Genomic DNA, 18122 nt, shown 5'->3' on the forward strand with positions numbered 1-18122 from the left:
CAGGGGGCCGGCGTCGCGGTCCTGAGCGCGGCCACAACTCGAAGGCCAGAGCAAAGGTCCGGGATGGCCTCCATCATCAGAGCCTGTTGACGTCCGTTACGCGGACCACGGCGGTGCCGGATTCATCGGAGGCCGCAAGGTCCACCTCGGCCGAAATACCCCAGTCGTGGTTGCCGGCCGGATCATCAAAGATTTGACGCACCTTCCACGCTCCAGGTTCTTCAGTGATGATCAGCAGGCCGGGGCCGCGCGCATCCGGCCCCGTACCGATGTCGTCATGCTCGTCGAAATAATCATCCAGCACGTCCTCCCAGCGGCCGGCATCCCAACCGGCATCCGAGTCCAGCTCGCCCAGTGCGGCTGAGTCCTCGTCCGCGAAGAGTTCCACTCTCCGGAACATCTCGTTCCGGACCATCACCCGGAAGGCGCGGATGTTGGACGTCAAGGAAGGGGGCGGGGGCGGCGGTGCATCATGCGGGGTGGGAGTGAGCCCGGAGGTCAGTTCCTCCCATTCGTCCAGCAAGCTGGAATCAACCTGGCGCACCAGTTCGCCCAGCCAGGCAATCAGGTCCTCCAGGTCCTCACGCAGCGAATCCTGTGGAACGGTCTGGCGAAGCGCCCGGAAACCGTCGGCCAGGTAGCGCAGCACGATTCCCTCGGAGCGGGCCAGGCCGTAGAACTGCACAAACTCGCCAAAGTTCATGGCGCGCTCATACATGTCCCGAACAATCGATTTCGGTGCAAGTTCGAAGTCGCCGACCCACGGTGCGGCCTTGCGGTAAACCTCGAAGGCTTCACCGAGAATCTCTGCCAGCGGCATGGGGTAGGTGACCTCGTCCAACATCGCCATGCGCTGTTCGTACTCGATCCCGTCAGCCTTCATGGCGGCGACCGCCTCACCGCGTGCTTTTTTCTGCTGGGCGGAGAGAATTTGGCGTGGCTTCTCAAGGGTGGACTCGATCACCGAGACGACATCCAGGGCATAGGACGGCGACTCCGGATCCAGCAACTCCAATGCAGCCAGGGCGAAGGGGGAAAGCGGCTGGTTCAGGGCAAAGTTTGCTTGCAGGTGAACGGTCAGGCGTACCGTCCGGCCCTCTGCTTCCTGTTCGTCCGCCGGAATCCTCTCCACAACCCCCGCGGCCAAGAGCTCCCTGTAGATACCCAGGGCCTTTTTCATGAGCCTCAACTGCGCCGGGCGGCTCTCGTGGTTTTCCGTCAGCAAGCGCCGGGTGGCCTGGAACGGATCACCGGGGCGTTCCATCAGGTTCAACAGCATGGCGTGGGTGACGGTGAAACTGGACGTCAGCGGTTCGGGGACTGATTCCACCAGTTTGTTGAAGGTGGGTTCCCCCCAGGAGACAAAACCTTCGGGTGGCTTCTTCTTGACCACTTGGCGCAGTTTCTTCTGGTCGTCACCGAATTTTGCGGTGGCCTTCGCCATGGCTTTGGTATTTTCCACAACGTGATCGGGCGCTTGGACCACCACGGTACCGGCGGTGTCGTAACCGGCACGTCCGGCACGTCCGGCAATCTGGTGAAACTCACGCGAGTTCAAAGACCGGGTGCGTACGCCGTCGTACTTGCTCAAGGCAGTCAGCAAAACGGTGCGGATAGGCACGTTGATGCCGACGCCCAGGGTGTCCGTTCCACAAATGACCTTGAGGAGCCCGGCCTGGGCCAGCTGCTCCACCAGGCGGCGGTACTTGGGCAGCATCCCGGCGTGGTGGACGCCTATGCCATGGCGGACAAGCCTGTTGAGGGTCTTCCCAAACCCTGCAGCAAACCTGAACCCGGCAATCAGTTCGGCAATGCGGTCCTTCTCCTCACGGCTGCACATGTTGATGCTCATGAGGTTCTGGGCGCGCTCGATTGCTTCGGCCTGGCTGAAGTGCACCACATAAACGGGAACCTGTTTGGTGGAGAGCAGTTCCTCCAGCGATTCATGGACCGGGGTCAGGTGGTAGTAGTAGTGCAGCGGGATGGGGCGTTCAGCAGAGCTGACGGTGGTGGTGGTCCGTCCTGTCAGTTCGCTCAAACCGGTCTCGAAGCGGCTGACGTCGCCCAGGGTTGCAGACATGAGGAGGAATTGGGCCTGCGGCAGTTCCAACAGCGGCACCTGCCAGGCCCACCCGCGCTGGGGATCGGAATAGAAGTGGAATTCATCCATCACCACAGAGCCCAGTTCAGCATCCGGACCCTCCCTGAGGGCGATGTTGGCAAGAATCTCCGCAGTGCAGCAAATAATGGGAGCATCCTGGTTGACACCCGAATCGCCCGTGATCATGCCGACGTTTTCAGCACCAAAAATATCGCAGAGTGCAAAGAATTTCTCTGACACCAGCGCCTTGATGGGGGCCGTGTAGTAGCTCCGCACACCCCTGGACATGGCCTCAAAATGGGCAGCGATGGCCACCATGGACTTACCGGAACCTGTGGGGGTGGCAAGGATGACGTTGGCGCCGGAGGCGAGTTCCATGATGGCTTCGTCCTGCGCCGGGTACAACTGCAGGCCGCGGCTCTCTGTCCACTCCACAAACCGTGTGTAGATTTCGTCCGGGTCAAGGGGGCCGGTGGCGGTGGAACCGGGGAGCTGATCAAGAAGTCTCATTGGTTTCCAGCTTAGTGCCCGGACGGTTAGGCTCGGCCCAGCAGTCACGCCGAGTGCCAGGAGGCTTTTGTGAAGTGGGACCCCAGCAAGTACGCAGAGTTCGGTAACCATCGGGACCGGCCATTTCATGACCTGGTGGCAAGGGTGCAGGCCACCAGTCCGGGCAAGGTAGTTGACCTCGGCTGCGGCCCGGGAAACCTGACGGCGACGCTTACGGAACGTTGGCCGGAAGCCAGGGTTGTGGGTCTCGATTCCTCGGAGGAGATGCTCCGCAAAGCGGGACCGATTGCGGACGGGAACAGCCACCTGGAGTTCCTGCAGGCGGACATTGCCGGCTGGCATCCGGAGGCGGATACGGACGTCGTGGTGACCAACGCCGCGCTCCAGTGGGTGCCGGGCCATCAAGGGATGCTCAGGACCTGGCTTGAGGCCATGAAACCGGGCGCATGGTTTGCCCTGCAGGTGCCAGGAAATTTCACCTCGCCTTCCCACGTTTTGATGCGCGAACTTGCTGAATCAGCGCAGTGGTCCGAGCGCCTGAAGGGAGTGCTCCGGCACGATGGCGCCGTCGGCAGCCCTGCGGACTACTTGGGCATCATGCTCGACGCCGGGTGCACGGCTGACGCTTGGGAGACCACCTACCAGCAGGTGCTACAGGGGAAGGACCCTGTCCTGCAGTGGGTTCGGGGAACGGGTCTGCGGCCGGTCCTGGACGCACTCACCGCAGAGGACGGGGCTGAGTTTGAGAGTCAATACGCGGCGCTGCTGCGGGAGGCCTATCCATCCACACCCCACGGCACGGTGTTCCCCTTCAGGCGGATCTTTGCCGTGGCCCGTACCAACTGAAGCCGGTGAACTGGTCCATGTGCTTCTGTGATCACGTCCCCGGGCGTCGAGTCGCCTTGTTCCGCGCCTCCGTCACTGGTCTAATTCTCGGCATGGACCAAGGACGCTTCCCTGCAGGCCGCAACGGCATACCTGATGGCCGGTGCCACCAATGAGCCCCGGCGCGGGGGAGTTCCCCGGTTCATGGCGCCCCCATACGGGCAGCGCAGTTGCGCTGTTTGAACAATTGAGGCTGCGCATCATCGAGCTCGTGGACTCGGGGGCCCTGGCCGTTGGAGCCAAGCTGCCTCCCGTCCGTAATCTGGCCACCGTATTGGATGTTGCTCCGCACACCGTCGCCAGGGCGTACAAGGAACTTGAAGCGGCCGGGGTGGTGGCCACACGGGGGCGCAACGGAACAGTGGTGTGTGCTCGTGATGACCGCTGGGGTGCCCTTGCCGATGTAGCAGCCCAGTATGCGGCGGCGGCCAAAGCCCAGGGAGCATCTTTCGCGGAGGCCGTGCAGCTTTTGGCTGCTGCTTACGATGCCGATTGATACCGATCGGTAGCATGTGAGGCACACCATGGAAATTCGAAGAAGTTTTCGATTAGCATTGGTAGGTGCCCAAAGCCTTAGCTGAAGAAACTGTCATTGATTCCCCGAAGAGCGTAGCGGTGGTTCCTGCCTCAAAGCCTGCCAGGCCGGATCTTTCACGCCTGGTGGTCAAGGGTGCCCGGGAACACAACCTCCAGAATGTGGACCTGGACCTGCCCCGGGACGCCATGATCGTGTTCACCGGCCTCTCCGGGTCCGGCAAGTCCTCGTTGGCGTTCGATACGATTTTCGCCGAAGGCCAGCGGCGTTACGTTGAGTCATTGTCGGCCTATGCCCGCCAATTCCTTGGCCAGGTGGACAAGCCCGACGTCGACTTCATCGAGGGACTCTCACCCGCGGTGTCCATCGACCAGAAGTCCACCAGCAAGAATCCACGGTCAACGGTGGGCACCATCACCGAGATCTATGACTACATGAGGCTGTTGTGGGCCCGTGTCGGACGTCCCCATTGCCCCGTATGTGGGGAGCCCATCTCCAAGCAGACCCCCCAGCAGATTGTCGATCAGCTGTTGGAGCTCCAAGCAGGCACCCGCTTCCAGGTCCTCGCTCCCGTGGTTCGTGGGCGCAAGGGTGAATTCGTCGATCTCTTCAAGGAACTGACAGCCAAAGGTTACTCACGCGCCCGTGTGGACGGTGAGCTGGTGCAGCTGAGCGAACCTCCCAAGTTGGGCAAGCAGTTCAAGCACACCATCGAAGTTGTGGTTGACCGTTTGGTGGTCAAGGAGGAAATCAGCCAGCGCCTTACGGATTCCGTGGAGACGGCACTGGGCCTCGCCGAAGGGCGCGTGCTGGTGGAGTTCGTGGACCTGGACGCTGACGATCCCGACCGCATCAGGGCGTTCTCGGAACATCTCGCCTGCCCCAATGAGCACCCCCTTGCCATTGATGAGATTGAGCCTCGTTCGTTCTCCTTCAACAACCCCTTTGGTGCTTGCTCCGCCTGCAGTGGCATTGGCACCCGGCTCGAAGTCGATGAGGAATTGATTGTTCCCAATCCCGAGCTTTCCCTGGGCGAGGGCGCCATTGCCCCGTGGTCGTTGGGCAGTGCAACCACCGAGTACTGGAACCGCCTGCTCGAAGGTTTGTCGCAGGAGCTCGGCTTCTCCATGAAGACATCCTGGGAAAAGCTTTCCAAGGATGTCCGGAACACCGTTCTCCACGGAAAAGACCACAAGGTCGTAGTCCAGTACCGGAACCGTTTTGGCCGTGAGCGTAAGTACAGCACTGGATTTGAAGGTGCCATCCAGTACGTTCACCGCAAGCATGGTGAGACGGATTCGGAGTGGGCCCGTGACCGGTACGAAGAGTACATGCGGCAGATCCCGTGCCCCGAGTGCAACGGTGCCCGCCTGAACCCGGCGTCGTTGTCGGTCCTGATCAATGGCAAGTCAATTGCCGCTGTGGCGGCCCTTCCCATGCGCGAGTGTGCCGAGTTCCTGGGCAGCCTTACCCTGACGCCGAGGGAGGCCCAGATTGCCAATCAGGTACTGAAAGAAATCCAGGCCCGCCTCACCTTCCTGCTTGACGTCGGGTTGGAGTACCTGAACCTTGAGCGTGCGTCCGGCACGCTATCCGGTGGCGAGGCTCAGCGTATTCGACTGGCCACGCAGATCGGCTCGGGACTGGTGGGTGTCCTTTACGTTCTGGACGAACCTTCCATCGGCCTTCACCAGCGCGACAACCGCCGTCTGATCGAGACACTGACCAGGCTCCGTGACCTCGGGAACACACTGATCGTGGTTGAACACGACGAAGACACCATCCAGGAAGCCGACTGGGTTGTGGATATTGGACCCGGTGCCGGTGAGCATGGCGGCAAGGTGGTCCATTCCGGCACCTACAAGGAACTTCTGGCCAACACCGACTCACTGACTGGCGACTACTTGTCCGGCCGCCGGGCCATCGACGTGCCCAAGAAGCGCCGCAAGTACGACAAAAAGCGTGAGCTGAAGGTTGTTGGTGCCCGCGAGAACAACCTGAACAACGTGGACGCCACCTTCCCGCTGGGTCTCCTGACGGCCGTCACCGGTGTCAGCGGCTCCGGCAAGTCCACACTGGTCAACGAGATCCTCTACAAAGTGCTGGCCAACAAGCTCAATGGCGCCAAGCAGGTTGCAGGACGCCACAAGACGATTACCGGACTTGAGCACCTGGACAAGGTTGTTCACGTGGACCAGAGCCCCATCGGGCGTACGCCGCGGTCAAACCCCGCAACGTACACGGGAGTGTTTGACAACATCCGCAAGTTGTTTGCAGAAACCACGGAAGCCAAAGTGCGCGGATACCTGCCGGGCAGGTTCTCGTTCAACGTCAAGGGTGGGCGCTGCGAAGCCTGCTCGGGTGACGGCACGCTGAAGATCGAGATGAACTTCCTGCCGGACGTTTACGTTCCTTGCGAGGTCTGCCATGGGGCGCGCTACAACCGCGAGACCCTGGAAGTGCACTACAAGGGCAAGACCATCGCCGACGTCCTCAACATGCCGATCGAGGAAGGCGCGGAATTCTTCGCCGCGTTTACGCCAATCGCGCGGCACTTGAAGACGCTGGTGGACGTTGGCCTGGGTTACGTTCGCTTGGGGCAGCCGGCCACCACGCTGTCCGGTGGCGAAGCCCAACGCGTGAAGTTGGCTGCTGAACTGCAGAAGCGCTCCAACGGACGCAGCATCTACGTCCTGGACGAGCCCACCACTGGTCTGCACTTTGAAGACATCCGCAAGCTGCTCATGGTTCTCCAAGGCTTGGTGGACAAAGGCAACACCGTCATCACCATTGAACATAATCTCGATGTCATCAAGTCTGCGGACTGGATCGTCGATCTTGGTCCCAATGGTGGTTCAGGCGGTGGGCGGATCATCGCCACCGGCACGCCTGAGCAAGTTGCCAAATCCAAGGAGAGCCACACGGCAACCTTCCTGGCTGAGATTCTGGGTTAGAAGTATTCCGGTAGCGGCATGCGAGTTTCAGGCATGCCGCTACTCGTGAGAAACTAACCCGGTGACTCAAACAAAGGTGCCTGTAATCTTCGACCTGGACGGCACCCTTGTCGATCCCGCAGGCGGAATTACCGGTGGAATCTCGGCCGCGCTCACGGAAATGGGGTTGCCTGTACCCGAGCAAGCGGTACTGAACTCCATGGTGGGCCCCAAACTCAGCGATTCCTTGGTGCATCTTGCCGGCGTGCCTGAGGGTTTGGTGGATGAGGCCATCGGCCGATATCGCATCCATTACAAGGAGAGCGGAATTGCCCAGAGCAAGCTCTATCCGGGGATCAGGGAACTTTTGCAGGCTTTCACAGACTCAGGGCGCCCTATAGCGGTGGCCACCCAAAAACCACAGTCCATTGCACACCTCGTTCTTGACCACCACGGGATTTCGGACTTCTTTTCCGCCATCCGAGGAGCGGCTGATGACGAGTCGCTGGGAGCCAATACTGCATCCGGCAAGGTCGCCATTGTTGCGGCTGCGCTTGCAGACCTGGGAACGCATTCCGCCGTGATGGTGGGGGACCGGCACCAGGATGTTGCCGGTGCTGCCGCCAATGGACTGGACTGCATAGGAGTCCGGTGGGGATTCGCCTTCGCGGGTGAACTTGAAGAAGCAGGGGCAGTGGCAGTGGTGGAAACCGCGGACCAGCTGCACAGCAAAATTAAAGAACTTGACGCTGTTTCTGTGGCGTCCCTGAGCGAGGTACATAACGATGGCAGTCTTTGATGCGATCCGGTGGACCACACGGGGACTGATCTCCTCTACGTGCCGGCCCACCGTCATAGGTCTGGAGAACGTTCCCAAGGACGGTCCGTTCATTGTGGCCCCCAATCATCTTTCCTTCCTGGACAGCGTCATAGTCCAGGCACTCATGCCGCGCCCTGTGGCCTTCTTCGCCAAGGCGGAGTACTTCACCACCAAGGGCGTCAAGGGCGCTGTCATGAAATCCTTCTTTGAAGCGGTGGGTTCCATCCCTGTGGAACGTGGCGAGCAGGCGGCCAGTGTGCAGGCGCTGAAGACGTTGCTGGACATTCTCGAATCCGGCAAGGGTATTGGCATCTACCCTGAAGGCACTCGTTCAAGGGACGGGATTCTTTACAGGGGCCGGACTGGCGTGGGTTGGCTTGCGCTCACCACCGGAGCGCCTGTGATCCCGGTGGGCTTGATCGGTACGGAAAAGCTCCAGCCGGCTGACAAGAACGCAGTGCGCCCCCAGCACTTCACCATGAAGGTTGGCGAACCGTTGTACTTCGATAAGACCGGGCCGGACCATTCCCTCCCCGCACGCCGTGAAGTGACGGACAAAATCATGGATGCCATTGCTGTCCTCAGCGGCCAGGAACGCTCCACGAGCTACAACCAGAGCAAGTCAGTCGACTAAACACGCAAGGCTGCCTGCCCGCGCCGTGGAAAGCACAGCCCCGTGGCATAAGGTGTCGGTCCGGTTCACTAGACTGGAAGCGTGGCAGATCCAGCAAGTTACCGACCCCAAACGGGTGAAATTCCAACCACCCCTGGCGTCTACCGTTTCCGCGACCCCCATGGCCGGGTCATCTACGTGGGCAAGGCAAAGAACCTCCGTTCCCGGTTGAATTCGTACTTTGCCAATCCCGCCGGATTGCTTCCCAAAACACACGCAATGGTCCATGCGGCCAGCAGTGTGGAGTGGACCGTCGTAGGCAGCGAGCTCGAGTCCCTGCAGCTTGAATACACCTGGATCAAGGAATTCAAGCCCCGGTTCAACGTGGTTTTCCGTGACGACAAAACCTACCCCTACCTGGCTGTCACGCTCGGGGAAAAGTACCCACGCGTGCAGGTCATGCGTGGAGAACGCAGGAAGGGAACCAAGTACTTTGGCCCCTACACTGCCGGCGCCATCCGCGAAACCATGGACACCCTTCTCCGCGTGTTCCCGGTCCGCAGCTGCAGTCCCGGTGTCTTCAAGCGCGCGCAGTCCAGCGGACGACCTTGTTTGCTGGGGTACATCGACAAGTGTTCGGCCCCTTGTGTGGGGAGGGTGACACCGGACGAACACCGTGTCCTGGCTGACGACTTTTGTGCGTTCATGGGTGGTGAAGCGAAGCGCTTCATTGGACGCCTTGAAAAAGACATGGCCGCTGCGGTCGCCGATCTTGACTATGAACGCGCAGCAGGTCTTCGCGACGACATCATCGCCCTGCGCAAGGTCTTTGAGCGCAATGCGGTTGTTCTTGCCGAAGACACGGACGCGGATATCTTTGCCCTGCACGACGACGAACTTGAAGCTTCCGTGCAGGTGTTCCACGTCCGTGGCGGCCGGGTCCGTGGTCAACGTGGCTGGGTTGTGGAAAAGGTGGAGGACGCCACCACCCCGGAGATGATCGAGCATCTGCTGCAGCAGGTGTATGGGGAGGACAGCGAGGTCCAGGGGCGGCTGCCCCGCGAGGTCCTGGTCCCGGAAATCCCCAGCAACCACTCCGAGTTGGCGGAGTGGCTTGGGGGACTGCGTGGCGCCCGGGTTGACATCAGGGTTCCCCATCGTGGGGATAAAGCCGCACTGATGTCCACTGTGCGGGAGAATGCAGAGCAGGCGTTGAAGCTGCACAAGACCAGGCGTGCGGGGGATATCACCGTCCGCTCCCTGGCCCTCCAGGAGCTCCAGGAGGCTTTGGATATCCCCGTGCCCCTCCTGCGCATTGAGTGCTATGACATTTCGCACGTCCAGGGGACCAATGTTGTGGCTTCCATGGTGGTGGTGGAGGACGGACTGCCGAAGAAGGCTGATTACCGGAAGTTCTCCATCACAGGAGCTGCTGCCGCGGACGATACCGCTGCAATGCACGATGTCCTGACCCGCAGGTTCCGGCATTACCTGGCCGACAAAGTGGCCCAGGTCCCGGTGGTTTCGGGCGAAATAGTCAACCCGACGCGGGCCGGTGGTGGCAGCGCTACGCAGGATACGCCGTCGGACCCCACTATGCCGGCACCGAAGGCCAGGTTCGCCTATCCACCCAACCTGGTGGTAGTGGACGGCGGCCAGCCGCAGGTCAATGCCGCAGCCCGCGCCCTGGCCGATCTGGGCATTGACGACGTCTACGTCGTTGGCCTGGCAAAGCGCCTCGAGGAAGTGTGGCTGCCGGACAGTGACTTCCCGGTCATTCTCCCCAGGACTTCGCAAGGGCTCTACCTGCTTCAGCGGATCCGCGACGAAGCCCACCGCTTTGCCATCACGTTCCACCGGCAGAAGCGCGGCAAAGCGATGACCGTCTCGGTATTGGATGGCGTTCCGGGCCTGGGTGAGGCCAAGCGGAAAGCACTGGTGTCGCACTTTGGCTCCCTCAAGAAGATCCGTGCCGCAAGTGTGGAGGAACTGACCGAGGCCAAGGGAATCGGCCCGTCCTTGGCGGCAGCCGTGGTCCAGCATTTGGGCTCCACGGCCAGTGACGAGGTTGCGCCGGCAATCAACATGACCACCGGCGAAATCCTTGAATCTTAGCTAGTGTAAGAATCTGGCCCGGTGGCAGTTGATGCTCGCCGGCCAAGGAACGTTCCGCCGCGTCAGGTGGTACGTGCTGAGGACCAAACCTTCGGATGAAACGGGGACTACAGATGGATGAGGCAACCACCGGTTCCGGTGCGACGCAGGACGGCCTCACACCCGTCAAGCCGCCGGAAGCGGAGCTGCTGGTGGTTACCGGGATGTCCGGTGCCGGGCGAAGTACGGCTTCCGACGCCCTGGAGGACCATGGCTGGTACGTGGTGGACAACCTGCCGCCGCAAATGCTGGGCACTCTGGCTGAGATCGTCTCCCACGCCCCCAAGTCGATCCCCAAACTCGCAGTTGTGGTGGACGTCCGGAGCAAGGATCTTTTCACCGACATCCAGACCGCCTTGGGCGCACTCAGCGCCACAGGCATCACCTTCAGGGTGCTGTTCCTGGACGCCAGCGACGAAGTGCTGGTCCGCCGCTTTGAGCAAGGCCGCAGGCCCCACCCGTTGCAGGGCGGCGGGCGGATCCTGGACGGAATCGGTGTTGAGCGCGAGGTTCTGCGTGAGCTCCGGGAACACGCCGACGTCGTTCTGGACACCACCGATTTCAACGTCCACGGGCTCGCAACCGCCATCACTGAGCTTTTCAGCGATACCGGCCCCGTGACGCTCCGGCTCAACGTGATGAGCTTCGGATTCAAATATGGCCTTCCGGTGGACGCGAACTTTGTGGCCGATGCCCGGTTCATCCCCAATCCCCACTGGGTCCCGCAGCTCAGGCCCCACACGGGCCTCGACCAGGACGTCAGCGATTACGTGCTGGGCGCTGCCGGCGTTCATGAGTTCGTGGACCGGTACGTGGCTGCACTGGAGCCGGTGCTGGATGGCTACCGGCAGGAAAACAAGCACTACGCCACCCTGGCTGTCGGCTGCACGGGGGGCAAGCACCGCTCGGTGGCAGTCGCCATGGAGCTGTCCAAACGGCTGGCGCAGTACCCTCGCGTTACGGTCACCACAGCGCACCGCGACCTCGGGCGCGAGTAGTGGGAGTCCTCACAGGTCCGCTGCCGCTGATACCGCCGAAAGGTGTTCCGGGCAGCCAACAGAAGAAAAGTCCCTCAGTAGTGGCGTTGGGCGGCGGCCACGGCTTGGCTGCTTCCTTGTCGGCCCTGCGGTTGCTCACCTCCGAGCTGACGGCGATCGTTACGGTAGCGGACGACGGCGGGTCCTCCGGGCGTCTCCGTGACGAGTACGGCGTCCTTCCGCCCGGTGACCTGCGAATGGCGCTCAGCGCCCTGTGCGATGACACCGACTGGGGCCGCACCTGGCGCGACGTCATGCAGCACCGCTTCGATGCCGGCTCGGCAAAGGGCGGCTCGCTGGACAACCACGCCATGGGCAATCTGCTGATTGTCACTTTGTGGGAACTGCTCGGGGATACGGTTGCCGGGCTCAAGTGGGCAGGCGCGCTCCTGGGGGCCCGTGGACAGGTACTGCCCATGTCCAGCGTGCCGTTGACCATTGAAGGCCAGGCCCGGGTTGGGCTTCCCGGCGGAGGATCTGAACTTCAGACCGTCCGCGGGCAGGCGAAATGCGCCGTGGCAGGGAAGCTTGAGGACGTCACGCTCCTTCCTGAGGGAGCTCCTGCCTGCACTGAAGCGTTGACGGCCATTGAGTTGGCGGACTGGGTCATTCTTGGCCCGGGGTCCTGGTACACGTCAGTGCTGCCGCACCTGTTGCTTCCGGAGCTCCGGCAGGCACTGGGCGATACGGCCGCCAAGCGGTGCTTGACCATGAACCTCGACGTGGAAACCAAGGAAACATCGGGCATGACGGCTGCCGATCACCTCGATGTTCTCCGCAGGTATGCTCCTGAGTTCAGTGTTGATGTTGTCTTGGCGGACCCCGCGGCCGTTCAGGATCTCAAGGCCTTCGAGAAGGCCGCCGGGATGCTCGGCGCGGAAGTGGTGTTGGGTAGAGTAGGGGCTTCGAGGCGGCGCCCCGTCCATGATCCCTTGCTGCTCGCGGCGGCGTACCACGATATTTTCGGGAACGGTTAGGAACACACACGATGGCACTTACTGCGTCGGTCAAGGACGAACTGTCCCGGCTGGACATCAAGAAATCCTCGGTCAGGAAGGCTGAGGTTTCGGCAATGCTGCGCTTTGCGGGCGGCTTGCACATCATCTCCGGCCGCATTGTAATTGAAGCCGAAGTGGACCTGGCCTCCACGGCCCGGCGCCTGCGGGCAGCCATCGCGGAGGTCTATGGACACCAGAGTGAGATCATTGTGGTCTCCGGTGGAGGCCTGAGGCGGGGGAGCCGATACGTTGTCCGCGTGGTCCGCGACGGCGAAGCACTGGCCCGCCAGACAGGATTGCTTGATGGACGTGGCCGTCCCGTGCGGGGCCTGCCCTCTGTTGTGGTCAACGGTTCTGCTGCCGACGCTGAGGCCGTGTGGCGCGGGGCTTTCCTGGCCCATGGATCGCTGACGGAGCCTGGCCGGTCCTCTTCGCTGGAGGTCACCTGCCCTGGCCCCGAATCGGCGCTGGCACTGGTGGGCGCCGCACGTCGGCTGGGCATCCAGGCCAAGGCCAGGGAAGTCCGTGGAGTGGACCGTGTGGTCATCCGTGATGGCGACACCATTGCGGCCCTCCTGACCCGGATGGGCGCCCACGATGCTTTGATGGTGTGGGAAGAACGCCGGATGCGCAAGGAAGTCAGGGCCACTGCCAACAGGTTGGCCAACTTCGATGATGCCAATCTCCGCCGTTCCGCCCAGGCTGCAGTAGCAGCAGGGGCCAGGGTGGACCGCGCACTGGAGATTCTGGGCGACGACGTCCCGGACCACCTGAAGTATGCCGGCGAGCTCCGCGTGGCCCACAAACAGGCGAGCCTGGATGAGTTGGGCCGCTTGGCTGATCCCCCCATGACCAAGGACGCCATCGCGGGTCGGATCCGCAGGCTGCTCGCCATGGCGGACAAACGTGCCCTGGACTTGGGCATACCGGGTACTGAGGCAAATGTGACTCCGGAAATGATGGACGAATAACAGCCGCCCATAGAATCGGAAAAGGGCGAAGGAAATACTGCGCTGCTTGTCCGGGTTGTCACCGGTGGAGGGCAAAGAAACTTCGTCCCCAAAGATTTCCGGCCGGTCCGCCGGCCGGATGAACACAACGAGTTACCAAACCGGACGTGAGTCCATAACATTGGAGGATTTCGTGACAGAGTACGTTTTGCCGGAGCTTGGCTACGACTATGCGGCCCTCGAGCCGCACATTTCGGCGAAGATCATGGAGCTGCACCACAGCAAGCACCACGCTGCCTATGTTGCAGGTGCCAACAACGCTCTCTCCCAGCTCGCTGATGCGCGCGAAAAGGGCGATTTCGCCAACATCAACCGCCTTTCCAAGGACCTTGCGTTCCACACCGGTGGCCACATCAACCACTCTGTTTTCTGGAACAACATCTCCCCGGATGGTGGCGACAAGCCCGAAGGTGAACTGGCTGCGGCAATCGATGACGCTTTCGGTTCCTTTGATGCGTTCCGTTCGCAGTTCAGCGCTGCGGCGCTGGGCCTGCAGGGTTCGGGCTGGGCTTTCCTTGCCTACGAACCCATTGGTGGAAACCTGCTCATCGAGCAGCTCTACGATCAGCAGGGCAACGTAGCAGTCGGCACCACGCCGCTGCTGATGCTGGACATGTGGGAGCACGCCTTCTACCTGGACTACGTCAACGTCAAGGCTGACTACGTCAAGGCCTTCTGGAACATCGCCAACTGGGCCGACGTCGCCAAGCGCTTTGAAGCCGCACGCACCAACGCAACGGGCCTCATCGTCCTCTAGCAGGTGAGGTCAGGTTCACGCGGATGTAACAAAAGTCACTTTTAGCGTGAATTGTGCCCCAAAAGCCAAAATGCCTGCCTCCGCAGTTGCGGGGGCAGGCTTGGTTAAACGTAAGATGGATCACGGAAGGCGGTTAGCCTTCAGCAACGTGGCTGGTCGCCCTCCGATCTGATAATCACCTCTGCCCAAAGACGTGCGGGGTCTGTTAGTTGGAATTTTTTATCCGACTCACTAGGCGTGCTTGCAAGAGCACCAAGGAGATTGACACATAGTGACCACCCGTATTGGTATCAACGGCTTCGGCCGCATCGGCCGTAACTACTTCCGCGCAGCACTGGCCCAGGGCGCAGACCTCGAGATCGTGGCAGTCAACGATCTCACCAGCCCGGAGACGCTTGCCCACCTCCTGAAGTACGACTCCGTCGGTGGACGCCTTGCACAGACCGTGGAAGTTGTTGAGGGAAACCTCGTCGTTGACGGCAAGTCCATCAAGGTCCTCGCAGAACGCGATCCCGCCAACCTGCCGTGGGGCGAGCTCGGCGTGGACATCGTCATCGAGTCCACGGGCTTCTTCACCAAGGCAGCTGCAGCACAGAAGCACATCGACGCCGGCGCCAAGAAGGTCCTCATCTCGGCTCCGGCCAGCGATGAAGACATCACGATCGTCATGGGCGTCAACCACGATCTCTACGATCCCGCTGCGCACAACATCATCTCCAACGCGTCATGCACCACCAACTGCCTCGGCCCGCTGGCCAAGGTCGTCAACGACGCTTTCGGCATCGAGCGTGGTCTGATGACCACGGTCCACGCTTACACCGCTGACCAGAACCTGCAGGACGGCCCCCACGGCGATCTCCGCCGCGCCCGCGCTGCAGCGATCAACATGGTGCCCACCTCCACCGGTGCAGCCAAGGCAATCGGCCTGGTCCTGCCGGAGCTCAAGGGCAAGCTTGACGGCTACGCGATCCGCGTTCCGGTCCCCACGGGTTCCGCCACCGACCTCACGGTCACGGTTTCCCGCGAGGTCACCGTCGAAGAAGTCAACGCCGCCGTGAAGGCCGCTGCAGAGTCCGAGCAGTGGGCCGGCATCCTCAGCTACACGGATGCCCCCATCGTCTCCTCGGACATTGTCGGCGACCCGGCCTCGTCCATCTTCGACTCCGGCCTGACCAAGGTCATTGGCAACCAGGTGAAGGTTGTTTCCTGGTACGACAACGAGTGGGGTTACTCCAACCGCCTCGTGGACCTCACGGAGCTCGTCGCATCCAAGCTGGGCTAGGGTAGACACATGACATCTCACACCCTCAACGAACTCATCGCTGAAGGTGTCCGCGGGCGGTACATTCTGGTTAGAAGTGACCTGAATGTGCCGCTCGACGGCTCTGCAGTGACCGACGACGGCCGCATCAAGGCCTCAATCCCGGTCCTCAAGAAGCTCTCGGACGCCGGTGCCCGTGTGCTCGTAACCGCCCACCTCGGACGCCCCAAGGGCGCGCCCGAGGAAAAGTACTCGCTGAAGCCTGCTGCGGAACGCCTCGCACAACTTGCGGACTTCCCTGTACAGCTCGCAGCTGACACGGTGGGTGACTCCGCCAAGGAGCTTGCCTCGTCGCTGCAGGACGGGCACGTCCTCGTTCTGGAAAACGTTCGCTTTGATGCCCGCGAGACCAGCAAAGACGACGCCGAGCGCGGTGCCTTTGCGGATGAACTGGTTGCCCTCACCGGTGCCGACGGCGCGTTCGTGGACGATGCCTTTGGCGCGGTCCACCGCAAGCACGCCAGTGTCTACGATGTCGCAACGAGGTTGCCTTCCTACCTCGGCGACCTGGTTCACACCGAAGTAGAGGTGCTGCAGAAGCTCACCACAGACACCCAGCGCCCTTATGTTGTGGTTCTTGGCGGCTCCAAGGTCTCCGACAAGCTGGCTGTCATCGACAACCTCCTGGGCAAAGCAGACACCATCCTTGTGGGCGGTGGCATGCTCTTCACCTTCCTGGCCGCCAAAGGTCACAAGGTGGCCGGCAGCCTCCTCGAGGAAGACCAGATCCCCGTGGTGCAGGACTACTTGGATCGGGCCTCCGCGGCCGGCACTTCCTTCGTGATCCCCACTGACGTTGTGGTGGCCAGCCGGTTTGCCGCTGATGCCGACCACGAGGTCGTCAAGGCGGATGCCATCGAGCAGAGCTCCTTCGGTTCTGCCGGCATAGGCCTGGACATCGGGCCCGAATCAGCTGCTGCCTTCGCATCGGAGATCGCGGCCGCCCGGACCGTGTTCTGGAACGGACCCATGGGCGTCTTCGAGTTCGACGCTTTCTCCGGCGGAACCCGTGCCATTGCGCAGGCCTTGACTGAGACGCAGGCCTTCACGGTAGTGGGCGGTGGCGACTCCGCTGCCGCAGTCCGTACCCTCGGCTTTGAGGATTCCCAGTTCGGCCACATTTCCACCGGCGGTGGAGCCAGCTTGGAATACCTCGAGGGTAAAGACCTTCCCGGCCTGAGCGTCCTGGACCGCTAAGCATTATCCAGACCGGCGGGGCGTCCTTACGCCCTGCCGGTCCTTCCACATTTCTACGCATTCCTACGGAGTTCAAGTGACCATCTCTGCCAACGGCAACTTTGTCCGCAAGCCCTTCATCGCAGGAAACTGGAAGATGAACATGGACCACGTCCAGGGCATCACCTTGCTGCAGAAGCTGGCGTGGACCTTGTCCGATGCCAAGCATGACGTCAATCGGGTTGAGGTCGCCGTTTTCCCGCCATTCACTGACCTCCGTGGTGTTCAGACGCTGGTGCAGGGCGATGACTTGGACGTCGTGTACGGTGGCCAGGACCTTTCGCAATTTGATTCCGGCGCATACACCGGAGATATCTCGGGTCAGTTCCTCAGCAAGCTTGGCTGCGCTTATGTCCTGGTGGGCCACAGTGAGCGCCGTACCATTCACCAGGAATCGGACGAGGTACTCAACGCCAAGGTCAAGGCAGGCTTCCGCCACGGCGTGACGCCAGTCCTGTGTGTTGGTGAAGGACTCGAAGTCCGTCAGGCCGGTACGCACGTGGAGCACACGCTGGCGCAGCTGCGCGCGGGCGTCGAAGGTCTCACGGCCGAGCAAGCTTCCGAACTGGTGATCGCGTACGAACCCGTGTGGGCCATTGGAACAGGCGAAGTGGCGGGCCCCGGTGATGCACAGGAGATGTGCGCTGCCATCCGTTCCGCTTTGACGGAACTCTTCGATGAATCTGTTTCTGCCAAGACCCGCTTGCTTTACGGTGGATCCGTGAAGGCGAACAACGCCGCGGCCATTATGGCTGAAACCGACGTGGATGGCCTGTTGGTGGGCGGTGCAAGCCTGGACCCCGAGGAATTTGCTAACATTGTCAGGTTCGAGAGCCACCTCGTTACTGACTAGTCCGGCTCCCGTTTTCCGCTTCTTCGAAAGGCCGTCGTGGACGTTCTTCAAGTCATTCTGCAGATCCTGCTGGGCATCACCAGCCTCCTGCTGACGCTGCTCATCCTTCTGCATAAGGGCCGTGGCGGTGGATTGTCCGACATGTTTGGTGGCGGAATGAGCTCCGGACTGAGTTCCTCAGGTGTCGCAGAGCGCAACCTGAACCGCTTCACCATTATTCTTGGCATCACGTGGGGCGTCGTCATTATTGGGCTTGGCCTGATCATGCGTTTCACGTCAGGCGGGGATTCCTGACCGTTTGCACATCAAGGGGAGGCTGCCGGCTGGCAGCCTCCCCTTTTTTGTGCCAGCGTCCGCTG

At 61.5% G+C, this 18122-nt stretch carries 15 protein-coding genes; 14 read left to right on the top strand and 1 reads right to left on the bottom strand.

Going from position 1 to position 18122, the window contains the following annotated elements; all coding sequences use genetic code 11:
• Positions 1-76 precede the first annotated feature (76 nt).
• Positions 77-2611 (bottom strand): DEAD/DEAH box helicase, encoded by a 2535-nt coding sequence (locus JOE60_RS08980; RefSeq protein WP_167266742.1) that lies wholly within the window; start codon positions 2609-2611, stop codon positions 77-79.
• 69 nt (positions 2612-2680) lie between these two features.
• Between JOE60_RS08980 and JOE60_RS08985 the strand changes: the two genes are divergently transcribed.
• The 14 genes from JOE60_RS08985 to secG all read left to right on the top strand — a co-directional run bounded on the left by JOE60_RS08985 (position 2681) and on the right by secG (position 18057).
• A complete protein-coding gene (locus tag JOE60_RS08985; protein WP_167266739.1) occupies positions 2681-3457 on the top strand; it encodes a trans-aconitate 2-methyltransferase in 777 nt (258 codons plus the stop codon).
• Positions 3458-3608: 151 nt separating this feature from the next.
• On the top strand, positions 3609-3992 hold the full coding sequence (locus JOE60_RS08990) for a GntR family transcriptional regulator (protein ID WP_167266737.1): 384 nt from the start codon (positions 3609-3611) through the stop codon (positions 3990-3992).
• Positions 3993-4057: 65 nt separating this feature from the next.
• Positions 4058-6985 (top strand): excinuclease ABC subunit UvrA, encoded by a 2928-nt coding sequence (gene uvrA / locus JOE60_RS08995; protein WP_167266733.1) that lies wholly within the window; start codon positions 4058-4060, stop codon positions 6983-6985.
• Between the two features lie 61 nt (positions 6986-7046).
• Positions 7047-7763, top strand: a complete 717-nt coding sequence (locus tag JOE60_RS09000) for an HAD hydrolase-like protein (RefSeq protein ID WP_167266731.1) — start codon at positions 7047-7049, stop codon at positions 7761-7763.
• On the top strand, positions 7750-8418 hold the full coding sequence (locus JOE60_RS09005; protein ID WP_142939241.1) for a lysophospholipid acyltransferase family protein: 669 nt from the start codon (positions 7750-7752) through the stop codon (positions 8416-8418). The genes JOE60_RS09000 and JOE60_RS09005 overlap by 14 nt, the downstream gene beginning before the upstream one ends.
• A gap of 81 nt (positions 8419-8499) precedes the next feature.
• Positions 8500-10512, top strand: coding sequence for an excinuclease ABC subunit UvrC (uvrC, locus tag JOE60_RS09010; protein WP_167266728.1), 2013 nt, complete (start codon positions 8500-8502; stop codon positions 10510-10512).
• Between the two features lie 113 nt (positions 10513-10625).
• Positions 10626-11549, top strand: a complete 924-nt coding sequence (gene rapZ, locus JOE60_RS09015) for an RNase adapter RapZ (protein ID WP_167266724.1) — start codon at positions 10626-10628, stop codon at positions 11547-11549.
• Positions 11549-12565 (top strand): uridine diphosphate-N-acetylglucosamine-binding protein YvcK, encoded by a 1017-nt coding sequence (locus tag JOE60_RS09020; protein WP_167266722.1) that lies wholly within the window; start codon positions 11549-11551, stop codon positions 12563-12565. The genes rapZ and JOE60_RS09020 overlap by 1 nt, the downstream gene beginning before the upstream one ends.
• Positions 12566-12576: 11 nt before the next feature.
• A complete protein-coding gene (gene whiA / locus JOE60_RS09025; protein ID WP_018777554.1) occupies positions 12577-13557 on the top strand; it encodes a DNA-binding protein WhiA in 981 nt (326 codons plus the stop codon).
• Between the two features lie 172 nt (positions 13558-13729).
• The gene (locus JOE60_RS09030; RefSeq protein ID WP_167266719.1) at positions 13730-14353 is read left to right on the top strand and encodes a Fe-Mn family superoxide dismutase; all 624 of its coding nucleotides are present in this window, start codon (positions 13730-13732) and stop codon (positions 14351-14353) included.
• 271 nt (positions 14354-14624) lie between these two features.
• Positions 14625-15635 (top strand): type I glyceraldehyde-3-phosphate dehydrogenase, encoded by a 1011-nt coding sequence (gap, locus tag JOE60_RS09035; RefSeq protein WP_167266717.1) that lies wholly within the window; start codon positions 14625-14627, stop codon positions 15633-15635.
• A 9-nt stretch (positions 15636-15644) separates the two neighbouring features.
• Entirely contained in the window at positions 15645-16871 is a 1227-nt protein-coding gene (locus JOE60_RS09040) for a phosphoglycerate kinase (RefSeq protein ID WP_167266714.1), read from the top strand.
• A 76-nt stretch (positions 16872-16947) separates the two neighbouring features.
• Entirely contained in the window at positions 16948-17763 is an 816-nt protein-coding gene (gene tpiA, locus JOE60_RS09045) for a triose-phosphate isomerase (RefSeq protein WP_167266711.1), read from the top strand.
• 36 nt (positions 17764-17799) lie between these two features.
• Positions 17800-18057 (top strand): preprotein translocase subunit SecG, encoded by a 258-nt coding sequence (gene secG, locus JOE60_RS09050; RefSeq protein WP_017198454.1) that lies wholly within the window; start codon positions 17800-17802, stop codon positions 18055-18057.
• Positions 18058-18122: the final 65 nt, after the last annotated feature.

The sequence above is a fragment of the Paenarthrobacter ilicis genome (assembly GCF_016907545.1).
Classification (GTDB): Bacteria; Actinomycetota; Actinomycetes; order Actinomycetales; family Micrococcaceae; genus Arthrobacter; species Arthrobacter ilicis.